At 44.0% G+C, this 18,214-nt stretch carries 10 protein-coding genes; all 10 read right to left on the bottom strand.

Annotated features, from left to right (window positions below; translation table 11 throughout):
- Window positions 1-10 precede the first annotated feature (10 nt).
- The 10 genes from IGI89_RS11060 to IGI89_RS11015 all read right to left on the bottom strand — a co-directional run bounded on the left by IGI89_RS11060 (window position 11) and on the right by IGI89_RS11015 (window position 18,130).
- Complete coding sequence (locus IGI89_RS11060; protein ID WP_438735660.1) at window positions 11-2,611, bottom strand: DUF4118 domain-containing protein; 2,601 nt, start codon at window positions 2,609-2,611, stop codon at window positions 11-13.
- 12 nt (window positions 2,612-2,623) lie between these two features.
- Entirely contained in the window at window positions 2,624-3,160 is a 537-nt protein-coding gene (locus IGI89_RS11055) for a potassium-transporting ATPase subunit C (RefSeq protein WP_074931901.1), read from the bottom strand.
- Window positions 3,161-3,201: 41 nt separating this feature from the next.
- Window positions 3,202-5,232 (bottom strand): potassium-transporting ATPase subunit KdpB, encoded by a 2,031-nt coding sequence (gene kdpB / locus IGI89_RS11050; RefSeq protein WP_016620534.1) that lies wholly within the window; start codon window positions 5,230-5,232, stop codon window positions 3,202-3,204.
- A 12-nt stretch (window positions 5,233-5,244) separates the two neighbouring features.
- Window positions 5,245-6,921, bottom strand: a complete 1,677-nt coding sequence (gene kdpA, locus IGI89_RS11045; RefSeq protein ID WP_438735659.1) for a potassium-transporting ATPase subunit KdpA — start codon at window positions 6,919-6,921, stop codon at window positions 5,245-5,247.
- A gap of 271 nt (window positions 6,922-7,192) precedes the next feature.
- Window positions 7,193-13,123 carry a bacterial Ig-like domain-containing protein gene (locus tag IGI89_RS11040; RefSeq protein WP_438735658.1) on the bottom strand — a complete coding sequence of 1,977 codons (5,931 nt, stop codon included), beginning with the start codon at window positions 13,121-13,123 and terminating at the stop codon, window positions 7,193-7,195.
- A 28-nt stretch (window positions 13,124-13,151) separates the two neighbouring features.
- Window positions 13,152-13,880 carry a LytTR family DNA-binding domain-containing protein gene (locus IGI89_RS11035; RefSeq protein ID WP_005235024.1) on the bottom strand — a complete coding sequence of 243 codons (729 nt, stop codon included), beginning with the start codon at window positions 13,878-13,880 and terminating at the stop codon, window positions 13,152-13,154.
- Between the two features lie 658 nt (window positions 13,881-14,538).
- Complete coding sequence (locus IGI89_RS11030) at window positions 14,539-15,582, bottom strand: DUF916 and DUF3324 domain-containing protein (protein ID WP_005235023.1); 1,044 nt, start codon at window positions 15,580-15,582, stop codon at window positions 14,539-14,541.
- 111 nt (window positions 15,583-15,693) lie between these two features.
- On the bottom strand, window positions 15,694-16,341 hold the full coding sequence (locus IGI89_RS11025; protein ID WP_005235021.1) for a WxL domain-containing protein: 648 nt from the start codon (window positions 16,339-16,341) through the stop codon (window positions 15,694-15,696).
- A complete protein-coding gene (locus tag IGI89_RS11020; RefSeq protein ID WP_016613488.1) occupies window positions 16,338-16,646 on the bottom strand; it encodes a hypothetical protein in 309 nt (102 codons plus the stop codon). Before IGI89_RS11020 ends, IGI89_RS11025 begins: the two co-directional genes overlap by 4 nt.
- A 14-nt stretch (window positions 16,647-16,660) precedes the next feature.
- Entirely contained in the window at window positions 16,661-18,130 is a 1,470-nt protein-coding gene (locus IGI89_RS11015; RefSeq protein ID WP_016620540.1) for an adhesive domain-containing protein, read from the bottom strand.
- Window positions 18,131-18,214 lie beyond the last annotated feature (84 nt).

The following is an 18,214-nucleotide window of genomic DNA, read 5'->3' as shown; positions in this document are numbered from 1 at the left end:
TTCTTCCTCCTTACTGCTTTAAATAAATACGAAAGATGGTACTGCCGGCTTTCGTTTCGATCGCCAATTTGCCTTCATGGGCATGGATGATGGTTTTAACGATACTCAGTCCGATGCCTAGTCCATTTTTGGAATCCACCGGCACTTCGGTGTCATTGGTCAAATTCGCTTGGATTTTTTGGTATTGCCCTAGGGGGATCTCCCCTTGGTTCTCGATTTCAATGACCACTTCTTGCTCCTGAAAAACTCGCAAGAAAATCGGTGTATCGGCGGTTCCATGGCGTACGCCATTTTCAATCAAATTAAACAAGGCTTGTTCGATCAAGATGGGATCGACTTGGACAAAAATCAGCTGATCGGGCATCTTCACGATGATTTTTTGTTGCGGATAGACTTTTTTTAGGTGCGTTAAAACCGCTTCGATAATTTCTTCGATTGGTTCTTCACTGCGCTTGACCGCCATGTTAGTCAAATTGATGCGGGTCACCGACAGTAAGTTTTCGACCATGCGGATCAACCACTGGGATTCACTTTGGATATCTCCTAGCAGCTTTTGTTTCGTTTCCTTTTTGATCGCGCCTTCGGTTTCGCTCAATGTTTCGGCAATGCCAGAAATCGTCGTCAGTGGCGTCCGCAAGTCATGAGAAACCGCACGCAGTAGATTGCTGCGGACTTTTTCCCGTTCGTTTTCTAATTGGATCTGTTCTTTCTCACTCGCCAGAGAGACTTGCTCCAACACGGTAGCAATTTGGGTGATCACAAGGCGCAAGTAATTCAATTGACTATTGGCCAACTGATGCTCCTCGTTGCGTTCTACCCCAAGGGCGCCTAGTGGTTTGCCGTTTAAAACGATCGGCAAGTAAAATCCATTGGCACCAATCAGAGTATCTGTGCCGCGACCGGCTTCTTTTTGATTTTTCACGACCCAAAAAGCGACGGCTTTCTCATCCTTGCCAGTTAGTTGAGACAATGTTTCTCTTGAACAATGCAGACTTCTCAAGTGACCTTCTCTGTCATATAACGCCACTTCTCGCTGGAGTAAGCGTGCCAAATAGGTGGTCGTACTTTCATAAATGTCTTGCTCATTCCGCGTTTCCATGTATTGTTTGTTCAACTCATACAATATCTCCATTTGATGCTCTTTTTCCTTGGCATTTTCTGCCTGGGTCTTCAATCGAACCATCAAATTACTGATCATTAAGGCAACGATCAGCATGATCACTAATGTGATTGGATAGCCTGCTTTATAGACCGTCAAGGAATACAAAGGTTCGACAAAGAACCAGTTGTAAGAAAGGACACTAATGATTGATGCCATGGCACTCCATAGATAGCCACTCGTGTAACGTGCCACTAAGAGAACAAAAAAGATATAAACCAGCATCAAATTCTGATCGCCGAAATGTAAGTACTGCATGCCTTCTGTCACTATGGTAGCGAGCATGATCAGCCCAAAGGTCAAGCTGAAATCTCGACCGCCGCCTTCAAATAATTGCGAAAACGTCAGCCGTGGTCGCTGCATTTTTTCTTTAAAAGGAATCAAATGGATCTCAATGTCATCAAGGCGCCGAATCAAGCGGTCTTCTAAATCCTCGACAAACAATTTTTGGAACCACTTCTGAGAAACCTGTTTCCCCATGATAATGTCACTGGCACCCGTCATTTTGGCATACTCTACGATGGTCTCAAAACTGTCATCCGCTTCGATGTTGATGACTTCTGCTCCCAAACGCTCTGCCAATGGCACCTCGGTAGGTGTATCATCTAACGATCGAACTTGAATCACCGTCCATTCCGCCCCCACTCCTTGGGCTAAGCGGGCGGTCCAACGAATGCATTTCTCTGCCATTTTCGGCAAGCGATCATCAATAATCGTCAAAAGCTTGCTTTGGACTCGTTTTCGACCGCCGTTCATTTGATTGATATGATTGGAAGCTTTTTGGATCGCTAATCCACGTAAATAATCAAGTTTTTCTGGCGTAAAAAAGTTTTTTAGTGCCCGCTTGGCATTTTCATCGGCATAGATTTTGCCTTGTTCCAACCGATCAATCAGTTCGTCTGGTTCAACGTCCACCACTCGTAAGCTGGCGTGCTGGAAAAAGGTGTCGGGTACAGTTTCTCTGACTTCCACTTCCGTGACCTTTTCCACGATGTCATTCAGACTTTCGATATGCTGGACATTGATGGTCGTGTAGACGGTGATTCCTGCATGCAATAGTTCATCAACATCTTGGTAACGTTTTTTGTTTCGCGCACCAATGGGATTGGTATGTGCTAACTCATCGATCAAGACGATATCTGGTTTTAGTTGGATCAGTCGATCGATATCCGGCTCATATAGGGTCAATTGCTTGTGCTGGTATTGCTTTAATGGTACTTGTGGTAACCCTTCAAGCAATCGATTGGTATCAGGACGTTTGTGGGGTTCGATATAGCCGATCACCACATTTTTGCCCATGAGCAAACACTCATGGGCTTCGGTTAACATCGTATAGGTTTTTCCGACACCGGCAGCAAAACCGAAAAACACCCGTAGTTTGCCACGTTTAGGTCCAAAGCCGGCTTGCAGCAGCATCTCTTCTGGGATCGTCTGCTGGTTGTTTTCACTCATAGATGCTTCCCCCTATTCTTCGGGTAATTGATCGAGCTGCTGATTCAAGGTCATGATATTGACATATTCTCTCGTGGAGAACAGATCAGCTACTTTATTTCTGTTTATTATATCATGAATTGTTTGTTCATCGATGCCTCTTGTGTCAGCGATCCGCGGCAGTTGAAAAAGTGCCGCTTCGACACTGATATCAGGATCAACGCCACTACCCGAAGCGGTCACGAGATCGATCGGCACACTGGTTTGGGTTGGGTTTTCTGCCAGTAACGCCGCTGTCCGCTCAGCTACAGTCTTTTTTTGGGTCGTATCATAGGGCGACAATTGTGAAACGGTTTGATCACGCCCTTGGAAGTAACCTGCTTGGTCAAAGGGTTGCGCAAGCAGCTCAGATCCTTTGACCGCTCCGTCTTCCACGATTTGACTGCCGTTGGCTTGATGGGCAAAAAAGACTTGTCCGACACCAGTGACCAACAATGTATAGAGACCGCCAAATAGCACGGTACTAACTAGTAAAAATTTGATACTGGCAAAGAGGGTGTTCTTCATCATGTATTCCTCCTAAATGACTCCTTGACTCTGATGGATTTTTCTTATAGCAGAACAGCTGACAAAAGCAAATCTACTAGCTTGATGCAAATGAATGGTGCGATGATGCCGCCTAGGCCGTAGACGACCAGATTGTGCCGCAGCATTTGGCTGGCTGGTTTTTCTTGGTATTTGACCCCTTTTAACGCCAAAGGGATCAAGGCGATGATCACGACTGCATTGTAGATGACTGCGGACAAAATCGCCGTTAAGGGACTCCCAAGATTCATGATATTCAGCGCTGCGAGTTCTGGATAAATCGCATAAAACAGAACAGGGATCACTGCGAAATATTTGGCGATATCATTCGCGATACTAAAGGTCGTCAATGCCCCACGGGTCATCAGCAGCTGTTTACCAATTTGGACTACTTGCAGTAATTTGGTAGGGCTGGAATCAAGATCGATCATATTGCCCGCTTCTTTGGCTGCTTGCGTACCAGTGTTCATCGCCATTGCCACATCGGCTTGGGCGAGTGCGGGTGCATCGTTGGTTCCATCCCCCGTCATCGCCACCAAATGCCCTTTTTCCTGATATTCGCGAATCAGGTTCATTTTGTTTTCTGGTGTTGCTTCGGCTAAGAAATCATCGACGCCCGCTTCCGCAGCAATAGCAGCTGCCGTCAAAGGGTTGTCTCCAGTGATCATGATCGTCTTGATGCCCATCTTTCGCATGTCGGCAAATTTTTCTTTGACGCCATTTTTCACGATGTCTTTTAAATAAACGACCCCGAGTACCTGGCCATTTTTCACTACGACCAATGGGGTTCCACCAGCTTTAGCGACTTTTTCCACAATCTCGTCACATGCAGTGGGATAGGTCTGCCCTTTTGCCGTCACATATTGCTTGATCGTATCGGCAGCTCCTTTACGGATCTCATCGCCACGATAATCGATCCCAGACATCCGGGTTTTGGCACTAAAATCGATCCAATGGACATCAGCTTGCTGAAATACCCGTTCACGAATATTGAAGGCTTCTTTGGCTAAAATTACGATACTGCGTCCTTCTGCCGTTTCATCGGCAAAAGATGCCAACTGCGCTGCATCTGCTAACTCTTTGGCGGTGACCCCCGGTACCGGTAAGAACTCGCTGGCACGGCGGTTTCCCAGAGTAATGGTTCCTGTTTTATCCAGCAGCAAAACATCCACATCTCCTGCAGCTTCAATCGCGCGTCCACTCATGGCGATGACGTTTTCTTTGGTCAAACGGCTCATTCCAGCGATCCCAATCGAGGAAATCAAGGCGCCGATCGTGGTTGGTGCGAGACAAATCAGTAAAGCGATCACGATCACACTGGAAATCGCCATTCCCCGACCAGATAACTGACTGCTAAAATCAGTAAAGGGAATCAATGTGATGGAAACAGCCAAGAAGATGATGGTCAGTGTCACTAAGAACAGCTGCAAGCCAATCTCATTGGGTGTTTTTTTCCGCTGTGTCCCTTCCACCATCGCAATCATCTTATCCAAAAAAGAATGACCATTTTCAGCGGTCACTTTAATGACCAAGTAATCGGAAACGACTAAGGTTCCTCCCGTGACTGCACTACGGTCGCCACCAGATTCACGAATGACAGGTGCTGATTCTCCTGTGATGGCACTTTCGTCCACCGAAGCAGCACCTTCCACGACATCCCCATCGGCAGGAATTTGTTCGCCAGAAGGAACATAAACCAAGTCGCCTTTTTTCAAATCGGAGGAACGGACTTCGATAAAAGCCTCTTTGGCGACATCTTCCAAGGACATGACTTTGTAGGTCATGATGTCTTTTTTGGCTTGCTTCAAACTATCCGCTTGTGCTTTGCCGCGCCCTTCTGCTACTGCTTCGGCAAAATTGGCAAACAATATAGTCAACCATAAGAAGACGGTCACACTGATGCTAAACCACAACGGGACCGTTTGTTCTTGAAAACATAAAATCGTTGTCAAGATCGCCCCTAGGTAAACCACAAACATCACGGGGTTTTTGATTTGTTGGCGAGGGTCCAATTTCTTAAAGGATTCGCCGATCGCCCATTGATAGATTTTTTTCATTTTTTCTCTCTCCTATTTCGTTGTAAAAAAGTCTGCGATTGGTCCTAAAGCCATCGCTGGTAAAAAGCTCAGTGCACCGATCACGATGATCACAATGATTAGCATCTTGACAAAGACTGGACTCGTGGTTGACAAGGTTCCTTCATTACGAACGGTTTTCTTTTTGGCACCCATGTTTTCTGCCAGATACAAGATGGCTGCGATGGGAACGAAACGTGAAACGAACATCAAGATACTACCCAAACTATTCAGGAAAACAGTATCTGCGGTCAAGCCGCCAAAGGCACTCCCGTTGTTGTTGCTGAACGAAGTTGCTGCATACAACAGTTCGCTAAAGCCATGGGCGCCTTGGTTGGTTAGCCAGCTCATGATGTCAGGATGCAAGGTCATCAACATAGCCCCGAAAAGCGTCAGTAGCAATGGCGTCAAAATAACGATACTCGTCATTTTAATGTCAAAGGCTTCGATTTTTTTGCCGATATATTCTGGTGTTCGTCCCACGAGTAAACCAGCGATAAAGACCGTCAATAATAGAAAAGCGATCATGCCATAAAGTCCGCTACCGACACCTCCAAAGATGATTTCCCCCAGCTGCATCAAGAACATTGGGATCGCACCCCCGAGTGGTGTGAAACTATCCAGCATGGCATTGACTGATCCACTGGAAGCGGCGGTGGTACTCACTGCCCAGAGACTCGACCAACCGATACCGAAACGTACTTCTTTGCCTTCTAGGTTGGCATTCCCAAGCACTTGACTGAATTGCGGCCCATAAGCTTCACTGATCACTACGCCAATAAAGGCCAGGATCAAAAAGACGGTTGCGGTGATCAAGATCGTACGTCCTTGTTTCCACTCTTTGATCCAAAAGCCAAAGGCAAAAATCACAGCAGCTGGCAGCAACAAGATCGCTAAGTTTTCTAAAAAATTACTGAACATCGTTGGGTTTTCAAATGGATGGGCGGCGTTGGCGCCAAAAAAACCGCCGCCGTTGGTCCCTAATTGCTTGATGGCGATTTGACTCGCTACCGGTCCGAGCGCCATCCAAAAGGATTCTCCCTCAAATCCATTGACTTCAACGCCGCTGCTCAACGTTTGGACGACGCCTTGAGACAGGAGCAAGATTGCTAAAATCAATGAGAGTGGTAAAAGGATATAGAGCAAGGAACGGGTGATGTCTTGCCAAAAATTGCCTACTGTTCGTTTTTGTTTTTGCTGCAGCCCACGAATCAAGGCACACAGTACAGCTAGTCCTACTGCCGCAGATAAGAAATTTTGCACCGTTAATCCTAATGCTTGGGAAAGATTGGTCAGTGCTTCTTCCCCAGCGTAAGCTTGCCAGTTCGTGTTCGTTACAAAACTGACGGCTGTGTTCAATGCTAAGTCAAAGGACAAATTCTCAACGGCCGCCCCTTGCGGTAACCAGTGCTGGACCATCAATAATCCGGTCAATCCGATGATGGAAAAGACGCTGACGGCCAAGACGGAAAATAGATAGGTTTTGGCGGTCATTTCTTTTTTGCTGACCGAACCAATCACTCGATAGGTCAACCGTTCAATGGGTTGAATAAAGCGGACAAACCGCGGTGTTTTTCCTTGCATGATTTCTTTGATATACCAGCCCAAAGGAACCGCTGCTGCTAGTAAGATCAGTAAAAATAAAAAGCCTTGCACAAAATAGCTACTCATCGTTCTCCCCCCTCAAACAAGTACCAAAAGAGATAGATCATTACGATCACTCCGATTATTCCTAAAACAAGATTCATATTCTTCACTCCTTCATGACGTAAGCATACGCAAAAAGAAATAAAAATAGTGTAAATCTTCTGCTAGCATCTTTATATCTTCTTTATACGGCTGCTTATCGGACAAGAAAACCGCAATACAGCAGGTTTTTTTTAGAAAAAAAACAAAAACAGCGGATATCGTGAAGGATATCCGCTGCTAGAGTCATTGAGACTTATTTCGTTTTTCTGCTTTTGTTCGTGTGTTTCTTACGAAAGAAGACGATCCCCGCTAGTGCCACAAGGCTCACTCCTACAATCGAATAGCCTTGAGTGATGGCTGTACCAGTCTTTGGTAACACCCGTTTGTCCTTTGCGGTCGCTTTGCTTTGTTTACCAGGCTGTCCTGCATCCGTTGGTTTTTCTTGCCCTTTATTAGAATCATCTTTCTCTGGCTGCTTATCATTTTCCTCTGGTTCTTCTGCTTTTTCAATGACTTTGATCGTCGCTGTGGCGGTGACTGCTTCTTGTGAGTCAGTACCAAATAAGCGTGCGAAAAAGTTAGGAGTTGCTGCTTCATCGGTTACGATTGAATAGGTGACTTGATAGGTTCCGGTTTTTTTGGTATCAACCGAACCGTCCACCAACAGTTGCTCCAACGTAAGTGTCTTACCATCACGATCTGTAGCGGAGACAAAATTGTCGGCAGCTGTCCAGTTGTCACCAACATAAATCATGCTATCTTTCACAGTCACAGAGGTCTGGTCTGCCAACACGGTAATTGTGGCAGTGGCTTCGGCTTTGCCATTGTGATAGGTTACTTGGTATCTGCCTGGTGTGGTGCTGTCAACTGTACCTACTGTTATGATATCAGTCAGTTGCACTTCGTTGCCGTCTTTATCTGTTGCAGACACAAAGTTATCGGCTGCTTGCCAGTCTTCACCCTCATAAATCGTACTGTCTTTGGCAACTACCGTTTCTTGGTCAGCCACCACGGTAATCATCGCAGTTGCTTTTACATTGCCATTTTGATAAACCACTGGGTACTCGTCTGCTTTGGAGGTATCGACTGTGCCACTAACCGTCACTCCTGAAAACGGTAGATTTGCTCCCGTTTTGTCTGTGGCTGAGACAAAGTTGTCGGCAGCTTCCCAATCGTCGCCGACGTATAGGGTACTGTCTTTAGCTTTAATGCTTGTTTGATCAGCTAACACGGTGATCGTCGCTTTTGCTTCGGCTTTGCCATTGCGATAAATTACTTCATATTTCCCTGGTGTGGCGCTGTCGACTGTACCTACTGTTGTGATATCAGTCAGTTTTAATGCGTTGCCGTCTTTGTCTGTTGCCGACACAAAGTTGTCGGCAGCTTGCCAGTCATCACCTTCATAAATCATACTGTCTTTGGCGACTACCGTTTCTTGGTTAGCAACGACCGTAATCGTAGCAATAGCTTCCATTTTCTCATTGCTATAAGTAACTTTATACTGACCTTCTTTGCTCGTATCAACTGATCCGCTAACGATCACTCCTGAAAATGGTAGGTTTGATCCGGTTTTGTCTGTGGCTGAGACAAAGTTGTCGATTGCTTGCCAGTCTTCCCCGACATATAAGGTGCTATCTTTGGCTTTAACTGATGTTTGCTCAGCTAACACGGTGATCGTCGCTTTCGCCTCAGCTTTGCCATTGCGATAAATTACTTCATATTTCCCTGGTATGGCGCTGTCGACTGTACCTATCGTTGTGATATCAGCCAGTTTTACTGCGTTGCCGTCTTTGTCTGTTGCCGACACAAAGTTATCGGCGACTTGCCAGTCATCGCCTTCATAAATCGTACTATCTTTGGCGACTACCGTTTCTTGGTTGGCAACGACCGTAATCGTCGCCGTTGCTTTTACTTTGCCGTTTTGATAAACCACTAAATATTGGCCTTCTTTGGAAGTATCCACGGCTCCACTAACTGTCACTCCTGAAAATGGGACATTCGCTCCTGTTTTGTCCGTTGCGGAAACAAAGTTGTCGGCGGCTTCCCAGTCATCACCGACATATAAAGTACTGTCTTTAGCTTGAACGCTCGTTTGATCCGCTAACACGGTAATCGTGGCAGTTACTTCGGCTTTGCCGTTACGATAGATTACTTGGTATTCTCCTGGTACTTTCGTATCCACGTCACCACTGGTGGTGACTTCTGCCAAGCTTAACGGTTGTCCCTTCTTATCCGTTGCTGAAACAAAATTATCCGCAAGCTCCCACGCATCTCCAACATAAAGTGTACTATCCTTGGCAACGACTGTTTCTTGATTGGCAACCACGGTGATCGTGGCGACTGCTTTTTGATTGCCATTTTGATAAACCACTAAATATTGGCCTTCTTTGGAAGTATCCACGGCTCCACTAACTGTCACATTTGAAAATGGAACGTTCGCTCCTGTTTTGTCCGTTGCCGAAACAAAGTTATCACCCGCATGCCAGTCGTCCCCGATGTATAAGGTGCTGTCTTTGGCTTTAACCGAAGTTTGGTCTGCTAAGACCGTGATCGTAGCTGTTGCTTCGGCTTTGCCGTTACGATAGATTACTTGGTATTCTCCAGGTGTATCCGTGTCAACTTCACCGGTGATGGTCACTTCTGTGATTGCCACTGTGTTACCGTCTTTATCCGTTGCCGCTAGAAAATTATCAGCTGCTGTCCATGCATCGCCCACATATAACGTGCTGTCTTTGGCTGCCACCGTTTCTTGGTTAGCCACCACAGTGATCGTCGCTGTCTCGCTCACGGTGCCATTCATGTATTTGACTTCATAAGTGCCGACTTTAGATGTGTCGACCTCACCGTTGACGGTAATTTCCGAGAAGGTCAACGCATTGCCATGCTTGTCTGTTGCTGAGACAAAGTTATCTACAGCATGCCACTCGTCTCCCACATAGATTGTACTATCTTTCGTGACGATCGTTGATAAATCTTCTTCTGGCGTGATGCCCACAGAGAAATGATTGCCCGTCCGATTCACTTGGACTTCTTTTCCGAGTTGAAGCTCCTGGGGCACAACGTAGCCTTCTGGGACGTAAGAAACATAAAGCGTATAGGTCCCTGTATAAATATCAGCTAATTGATACTCTCCCTTCTCATCCGTTACAACAGAAATAACATCTCCAGTCAACTGATTCCAAAGCATCAATGTAACGCCTGCAATTTTCTGAGTTGGTTCTTCGGTATTATAAACATCAAGTGACGCACTAGTTTTGTAAATGATCCCGTTTGAATCACCTGCCGAAAATTGCAGGTTAGTCACCGTCGAAGTAGCCGTCCGTTTGGCTTCCGACAAGGTATCAATCGTATCAGAAACGATCGTTGCTGAAGCTGAGATTTGGCCGGCGTTTTGTGAAAGTACGTTGTAACTGATTTCGATATTTTTCGTTAAAACATAGTTTGAAAAGACAAGCTGTACGTCTCCGTCAACTTCTTTGATTTCATAGCTATCGTCTGGCACATTTGAAACATTGATTGACCTAAGATCGATTTCACCATTGGTATTTCCCAATGATTTTAGAAGGATCGTTGGATTTGCTACTTTTTTCGAGCCATCATCGATATTTTTTGTTGTGACCTTGACCTGAGTCATGTTTTTTGTATTATTCACGGTATTTTGAGTAATCCCAATAATATCCGTCGCTGTATTGGAAACCGAAACGGTAGTTGAGCCTTGCTGATTATTTGATAGCGGCTCTTTTGCATAACCAGGTATAGAAATCGTACTCATTTCCTGCCAACCATTGGCGTACTGATAGGAAATGATGTAGCGATGGTTAGTCGTCCCAAAATCAAAGGTATAATAGTTGGTTGCCTCATCATGGGTGATCGTTGGATAATTCGGATCGCTTTCTTTCATGGCTTGATTATCATAATAACCACGATCCCAGTACTGTGGATAAATGCCACTGACTTGTTCATTGGAAACATCGATGATCGAAAACACAACATCCGTATTTTTCGGAACATGGGTCTCAACAGTCAAATCACTGATGGTATCTTGACGCGCGTTGACTAAAAACTGATTCTTACTGCTTTGGAGCGTGCGTTCAGAATACAGTTTTCTTCCGGTATAGACGGAGGTATGAACCGTGTCAAGTCCTGTCGCGGAAATCGTGATTGGAATTGTATCGTTAGGAATTGATTTTGTCGGTGCTAAACTGTCTGGCACGTAATTGAAGCCAATATCAAATTGAACGGAATAGGTAATGGGCGACGTAAAGGTGACCATCGTTCCACCTGCTACTTCTTCAATCGTATAATCAGTTCCTAAAGTATAATAGAAGCCGACTTTTGATACCTTTCTCAAAGAAAGATACTCGGGATGTTCAATAAACATTTGTAAATTTTCGATTGGTTGTGAATTACTACCTTCGATGTTGATGGAAGTATCACTCATGTAAGCACCATTTTGATCATAATTTCCCCAAGCAGTTTCAGCGTTATTGGGATTAAGAACACTGATTGGTTCGACGTAGTTGTCTTCAACGATTTTGAATTCTTTATTAGCAATTAACGGTGTCGAGACATTGAGGATGATATCTTTCTGATCAAAGGGTACGGTTATGTTCGTGGAACCAAGAGTGAGATTGCTGTCTTTTGTGGCCGTCACAATCAGTTTGTCCCCATTATTTTCGACAGAAAAATAATCCGTAAAAGTCACATTTTGATAGAAGGCGTCTCTTGCTGTTAACTGTTTCGCCGTGATCGGCTGTCCGTTTTGACTCGAAAGAATGATTTGTTGACCTGCTTTCATCTCCGTCGGCATTTGATGAATTGATACATAGTAGTTTCCTTTAGAAAGGCCATTCATAAAACTGGCAGAAGCAACCCCCATATAATACCTAGAATCGACTTCTTTTTCATCTTTACTGGTTGCTGCGGTAAAGGAAAACCCTCTGTTTTGGGCAGCTGTTTGTTTTAGCTGTACTGAACCAAATCCGGTCGTCGGATACCCTTTTGAAAAAGAAGAAGTATAATCCGTCAGCTCGGTCAAACTCATCGTGAATTGATAAGAAACACCATAGGCCTTTTGCTTGTCCATTTGTTTGACTTCAACAGCAGTATTGTAGAGACTATTTGAGGTGATTGTGTAGTCCGTCCCTTCAGTCAATGCTGTCTGTGTTTCTGGCTTGATCTTTCCTTTGATATCCACTTCATAGCTGAAGACTTTTAACGGTTGGGTCTCAATCTTTTTGAAGGACGCACCCGGCGTATCAACCAAATGCAGTGAAAGAGTTTCCGTTCCAGATAATGTCCGATCAGTATTGTAGTAAACCATTCCTTGCATCCCAAAGACATTTTTTTCTGACACATATTGAATCGGGTCAACTTCTTCATACAAATCAATGGCATAGCTTGTCTGGTTTTGATCGCCCATCTCAATGGTTAGCTGAGGCTTGTCTTCTGAATAAAGATAACTGGTCAACTCGATCGAAAACGATGCATCATGAATGGATTGGTTAAAGGTGATCGTTAATTGATGGGCGGCGCTATCTACTGCCCACGAAGCATTGATTGCTTCATTTGTTCCTTGCATATCACTAAAACCAAGGCCTTCCGGCAGGTCAAAAACAGCAGTGGTGCCGGCTAAGTAGTCTTCGTCATTGATTTCAAAGTCTAATTTCAGTTTCACCGGACTATTGTTTAAAATCCGCGTTTCTTCCGTTTGACTGAACTCCTCACCAGCAATCGTCAGTAATGTGCCTTTTTCTAAAAGCTCTTGTCCATTGATGCGGGTGCTGACACGGGAACTCTTTTCGGCTCCTTTTGCCTCTTTCGATTCAGTTTCTGAAGAACTTGTTTGCGTCGAATCTGTAGTATCTGCTGTATGCGTTGATGAAGTTGTAGCAGGCGTTTTACTTTGACTCGTTGTTGCTGCATCCGTCTTGGAGGTTGCTTCGCCGCTTTCTTCTGAAGAACGATCCGTTTGAGTAGTCTCAGTTGTTTGCGCGTCGCTTGTGTTTGTTTCATTGGCAACGCCGCTGGTTGATTCCAGCAGATGATTTGAGTTATCTAAAGTACGAATGGTCTGTTCCTGTTCCGTAGTTTCCGCAAGCGCCATGACCGGAGTGATTACTTGGGACAGACCTAAAGCGGTAACAACAATGCCATGACGAATTCGTTTATTTCTCTTTTTCATTTTTTTCCTCCATTAAATATATGTAGTTTTAACTGATTGCTTTACGGATTTTTTTTCCAACTTCTAATTCTTCCCCATTAAAAAAGCAAAGAACATTGTTTGTTCGATCAATCATTTTGATTTGTCGCGCATTAATAATGTACGATTTGAATACTTTATAATACTCAGGCAAATCTAGCTGTTTGATGACCTTTAACGAAGTTTCAATGCACTCAACTGATTTCTTTTGATGGAATACGATTCGGTTTCGCTCACCTTTGATCGTTGTTATGTAGTTGATTGCTTCTGCATCAACGATCATCAACTCTCGTTTACTAACAATTTTTAATAAGTGTTTTTTTCCCAGCAATGATCGTTTCACTTCAATTGCTTCTGTTAACAAATTTCTTAACTGCATTGCCACATCCTTTTCTTCTGTATCGATGATTCCTAAAGGACAGATAAGATTCAGTTTCTTGATTTCGATTTTGGACGCATAGGCACCATAAAAAGCAATTTGACACTTTTTGCACTGCTCCCTCAATCGCCCTGCTAATTGAAAACTTCGATCAAAGCCCATCATTTCAATGGAAAATAAAAATAAATCGTTCACATCTGTTAAGTACCCTTCAAGAAAAGAATCTAGTTCTTCCGGTGAAATGATCTCCACCATAGAATAAGGAACATGACTTTCAGTGATCATTTTTTTCATCAAATTTCCATTAAAAAAGTTGTCATCTACTATATAAACAGCGAAATTGCTCAAATTTGCAGACATCTTAATTCTCCTTTTCACATCATTTCTAATTGTATTCTTAATTAAAAATGCCTGCTTGCACTTTCAAACGAATTAGCGAAACGTTTATGCAAAAAAGGTAGTTTAAATTAAAAACAAAGTAAGAAAAGACTTTATAATTGGTCTAAACCTATTATAGTAAAGGAGTTCCCGTCGTACTGCTTTCTTAACACATTTATAAGACAGAAAGCGCAAACAACAATAAAAACTTATGTTTTTTTAAGTAGTTTAACTAATTAACAATTCCAAAACTTACCGACTACTGCCCAACCTTTCTAATGATTTTCAAAAAAAAAACCTTCGTTCAAATTAAATATTAATCGTTATTTATTCTTCGTTTTTTCGCAAAAAAAAGCTACCCTTCTCTTTGGGCAGTCCGGTTAAGGGTAATCAACTGTTTCCTCTGAAGATTTTCCATCAAAATAAAAGAGATCGTTCGCTGCTGCAAGATGCAATCAAAAAAAATTTTCTACTTAATTTACCATATCGAATCTTCATGGACACGACAAAAAACCATTTATTTCGAACAATAAATGGCCTGTTTGCTGCTTTTATTATGCTTTTGATTTACATGCATCCCGTGAATTTTGATTGTTTTCTTTTTTTCCTTCTATATTAATAAGGAATTTCTTACAAGTGCTCATGGGGTTTTATCATCTGTTTTTTTTAATGCTCGTTTTAGTTTTCGATTATGCCAAATCAGATAAGCGATGATCAAACATAAAACACCACCAATCGATAGATAGAGAAGGATCGGCGAAGCGGTTTCTTCAATACTGACATCTTGCTCGTTTCTTTCTTGCGCTTCTTGCCTTGCAACTTGGAAGGTCGGCTCTCCCTGCCATTCTTGATCGGCTGCTTTAAGGGTCGCTTTTATTTCATACTCTCCTGATAGCAGTTCCTTTCCATCCAGCGGAAGTGCGTAATTCATTAATGCATTGGGCGCTAATTGGATTTCTTTTTCCCCTTTGATGGCTGTTGCTTTTCCTTCATGGAACACTTCATAAGCAAGCGTGGCTTTACTGAGATAATCGGCTGCTGCATTTTCCACCGCTACGATGATGACATTGCGGCGGTTGATCTCTTCCAAATGGGCTTCTTCAATTCGGACCGCTGGCGGGATGTCTGACTCTTTATTTCGGAGCAATACCGCCACTTCTCTTGCTAATAGGTTTTGAACATTCCCTTGAAATTCTTCACTGCCGGTTTGCTGTACGTATAGTCCCCCTGCCAAAATCCCATCAAATGATTTAGATGGCATCCGGACTGTCAAGGTGATTTCTTTTTGTTCATTAGGGGCTAATGAAAGTGTTTCATCACTCAAAGTAACGAGTTCTTCGATCGCGTACGGAGCAGAAGGCGTTGCTTCCTCATTTGCCCCAGAGTACTCAACGACGCCAGTCATGTTCGTGACCGCTCGATTAAACGATAGCTGTAGATTGATTGGTTGCTCGCTTTTATTGGAAACCATGACTGCTAGTTTTTCTTCTGCCTTGGGCTCCAGCAACAAATCATAGTACATCAACTCTTTGTCCCGCTGTGACTCCGGCAATTTGATTTGAACATCGAAGGTATCAAGTGAATCTGCTGCCCCCGTACTACTAGTACCAATGAAAAATAAGACCGTTAGAATACTTACTACCCAATACTGAAATCCTTTGCCTCGAAGTTTGTTCTGATGCATCCTGTCAGATCCTTTCTACACAAAATAGGAAAGAAAAATCAGCTAGCATAAAAAGCAGCCGCTTAGGCAAGCTGCTTTTTTTCTGCTAACTGTTAAGCAATGACTACTAACCTATGGGGTCGTCGGAGCACTGCTGATCGTCCAAACGAGGGTCGTTTGATAGGTTGCCGATTGTTTTTCCGTATTGGCTGGGATCGAAAGGGTAAATTGTTCTAGAGGCATCGACGTTTCACCGATCCCTTCACCAGCATTGGCGGTCAAGAAAGCATATTCATTGTTGATCGCCGCAAAATCAAGCTCGCCATTGGCAATATCACTGGTTCCGGTTGGCGGCGAACTTAAGTTGTTGGTCAATGTACCCGTATCTACCGTTAATACCGCACCGTCCAACGTACTGTCTCCTGCCGTAAATTGGGTTGCTTGCCGTACTTTAATTGCCCAAGAAGAGTTCGCCTGTCCTCGGTTATCACTGACTGCAACTGCCCCTCTTTGCAGCGTGGACCCATCGCCAGGTAGTCCAGTCCCATCCGTAGTAGCCACCCACGTTTCGGCATTTTCTGTTTGGATCTCATGGGCACCAAAATCTAAATTCGTTGGTAGCTGCGTATTGGGATCACTCCCGCCTTTATCCGGGTCAAACACGATGCCACCAGAGGTATATTCTACGACACCGGTCGTATCGTCCGCTTGCACCGTGGTCACAATACTAAGGGCGGTCAATACCCCCAATGCGCCTATTACCGATTTCTTTGAAATCATTTTGCCATCCTCCTTTTTTTGATGCAAATGATCAATGTCAGACTAATGAAGAATCCACCTATTAAGGGCAGCCAAAAGTGATTGGTTTCAGCAAGCTGCGGCAGTGGTTCTTCTACGTTAGTGACCGTTTCTTGATTGGTTGGCGGTTCAATTTCTTCATCAATTGAATCACTGCTAGCTGTTTCCGTTGGTCCTTCATAAAACTCAATGTTGCCGGTCGTCGTATTGGCTACTGCTGATGGAACGAAACTGCAGAAACTGCCGATCATCAAAATCAGAAGCAGCACAAGGGAATTCTTTTTCATTCTGCTCTTCCTTTTCAAGGTGTATCGGAAACGGTCCACACGACTGTGGCGCGATACTGACCTTGAAATTTAGGTGTTTTCTCAGGTACAAATAAATTGAACTGGGAAAAATTAACGGTCAGTCCACCAGTCGATGCCGCATTTTCCAACGCCACCACATTTTTTTCGACATTTTGCTGCAGGGCAATCGTTGCATTATCAGGTAAAACCACTCGACCATCCGTAAAGGTTGAATTGACAGTGCCAAGCTGAACCCTTAATTCGGCGGCTGGCAATGTGCGTGTACCATTGACCCAATTGGTGGATTGTCTGACCTTTACTTGCCATTTTTTCTGCCGATTGCGGGTATCATTGATCCGTAAAATCCCAGTTGTAGCAGCTGCGCTTTGATCGCCGTTGGCGGTTGCCCGCCACGTCTCACTCTTTTTCGTTTGAATGGCATGTCGGCCAAAATTCAGCTGAGTCGGTAGATTCGCCCGATCCATCGTCAATGCTTCGACCATGAAATAAATCATGGTTTGGCGACTGCTGATATTTAGCGCACTAAAGTTCAAGAGATTGATGTCCGTCGGCTTTGCTTTCAAAACAGAAGCGGAAAAATTAGCAGTCCAATTTGCAGTCAACTGACCCGGACCTGAAAGTAACGTCGGAATTTGAACATCCGTTGCTCCTAAAACAGCTGCATCCGCCAGCTGTTCTTGGACAGTTGTCAAATCATTCAACGCTGAGTTCACGGTGCTAAGCAGAGTATTGAGCAACCCTTGCAGCAATGCGCGCACGACGCCGCCAATATCGATGCCGATCACTCGGATCTGGGTATTTTGAATCGCGGTACTTAAATTCCGTAGAATTTGCGGGACATTGGTTCCTAAGACGACACCAAGGTTCGAACTCATATTGGCATATAAAGCTTCTTTCTGGGTCGTAAACTGCAATGGACTGGTAAATTCAACATTCCCAATATTTCCGACAGTCTTTAGTAAAGAAATCTGCTGATTGATCGCTGTCAAATCGATTTGAACAATCCCAAGGTTGAGATTTAGTGAACTGGTCAAGGAATCAAGCGCTGTTAAGATCGCATTCAAAAGTGGGACATTGGCAATATTGACTGTGGTCGACGTCTTGATCGATGCGGATCCATTGGCACTAATGCTAGTTCTCAATTCTGCTGGGATCGCTAATAAAGCAAATTTATCTTCCCCACTGACATTGACAGAAGCGTTCAACCCGCCGTTGCCTTTAATAGAAAAAGTCACTGGTCGATTTGTCACGCTGCCTGGCCATGGAACGCTTACTGAGGTGCCACTTGTATTGGCACTCGTTAAATTGCTTAAAATCTCCACATCTAAAACATTCACTGCTGCTTCGGCTTTTATTGTCGTTGTTAAAAGATACAAATTGACGAAACTGATGCTGGTCAAAAAGAGAATTAATTGGCCGATCGTCCATTTGTAAAGACGTTTTTCCCTCCTTCTGCTTTTCATACCATTTCTAACCCTTTCTTTACGAAACGATGATCATTGCTTCAAAACTATTGTTCACTAGAGATACCAGCGGAGGATGTCCAC

Source organism: Enterococcus sp. AZ141 (assembly GCF_051714385.1).
GTDB lineage: Bacteria > Bacillota > Bacilli > Lactobacillales > Enterococcaceae > Enterococcus_D > Enterococcus_D entomosocium.
Note: the sequence above shows the minus strand (reverse complement) of the source record. Positions and strands in the feature narration are given on the sequence as shown.

What these genes read in the sequence shown, in the direction of transcription:
- IGI89_RS11030 (WP_005235023.1), bottom strand. Translation starts at nt 15,582, where the DNA reads ATGCATCAGAACAAACTTCGAGGCAAAGGATTTCAGTATTGGGTAGTA.
- IGI89_RS11015 (WP_016620540.1), bottom strand. Translation starts at nt 18,130, where the DNA reads ATGAAAAGCAGAAGGAGGGAAAAACGTCTTTACAAATGGACGATCGGC.
- kdpA (WP_438735659.1), bottom strand. Translation starts at nt 6,921, where the DNA reads ATGAGTAGCTATTTTGTGCAAGGCTTTTTATTTTTACTGATCTTACTA.
- kdpB (WP_016620534.1), bottom strand. Translation starts at nt 5,232, where the DNA reads ATGAAAAAAATCTATCAATGGGCGATCGGCGAATCCTTTAAGAAATTG.
- IGI89_RS11040 (WP_438735658.1), bottom strand. Translation starts at nt 13,123, where the DNA reads ATGAAAAAGAGAAATAAACGAATTCGTCATGGCATTGTTGTTACCGCT.
- IGI89_RS11020 (WP_016613488.1), bottom strand. Translation starts at nt 16,646, where the DNA reads ATGAAAAAGAATTCCCTTGTGCTGCTTCTGATTTTGATGATCGGCAGT.
- IGI89_RS11025 (WP_005235021.1), bottom strand. Translation starts at nt 16,341, where the DNA reads ATGATTTCAAAGAAATCGGTAATAGGCGCATTGGGGGTATTGACCGCC.
- IGI89_RS11055 (WP_074931901.1), bottom strand. Translation starts at nt 3,160, where the DNA reads ATGATGAAGAACACCCTCTTTGCCAGTATCAAATTTTTACTAGTTAGT.
- IGI89_RS11035 (WP_005235024.1), bottom strand. Translation starts at nt 13,880, where the DNA reads ATGTCTGCAAATTTGAGCAATTTCGCTGTTTATATAGTAGATGACAAC.
- IGI89_RS11060 (WP_438735660.1), bottom strand. Translation starts at nt 2,611, where the DNA reads ATGAGTGAAAACAACCAGCAGACGATCCCAGAAGAGATGCTGCTGCAA.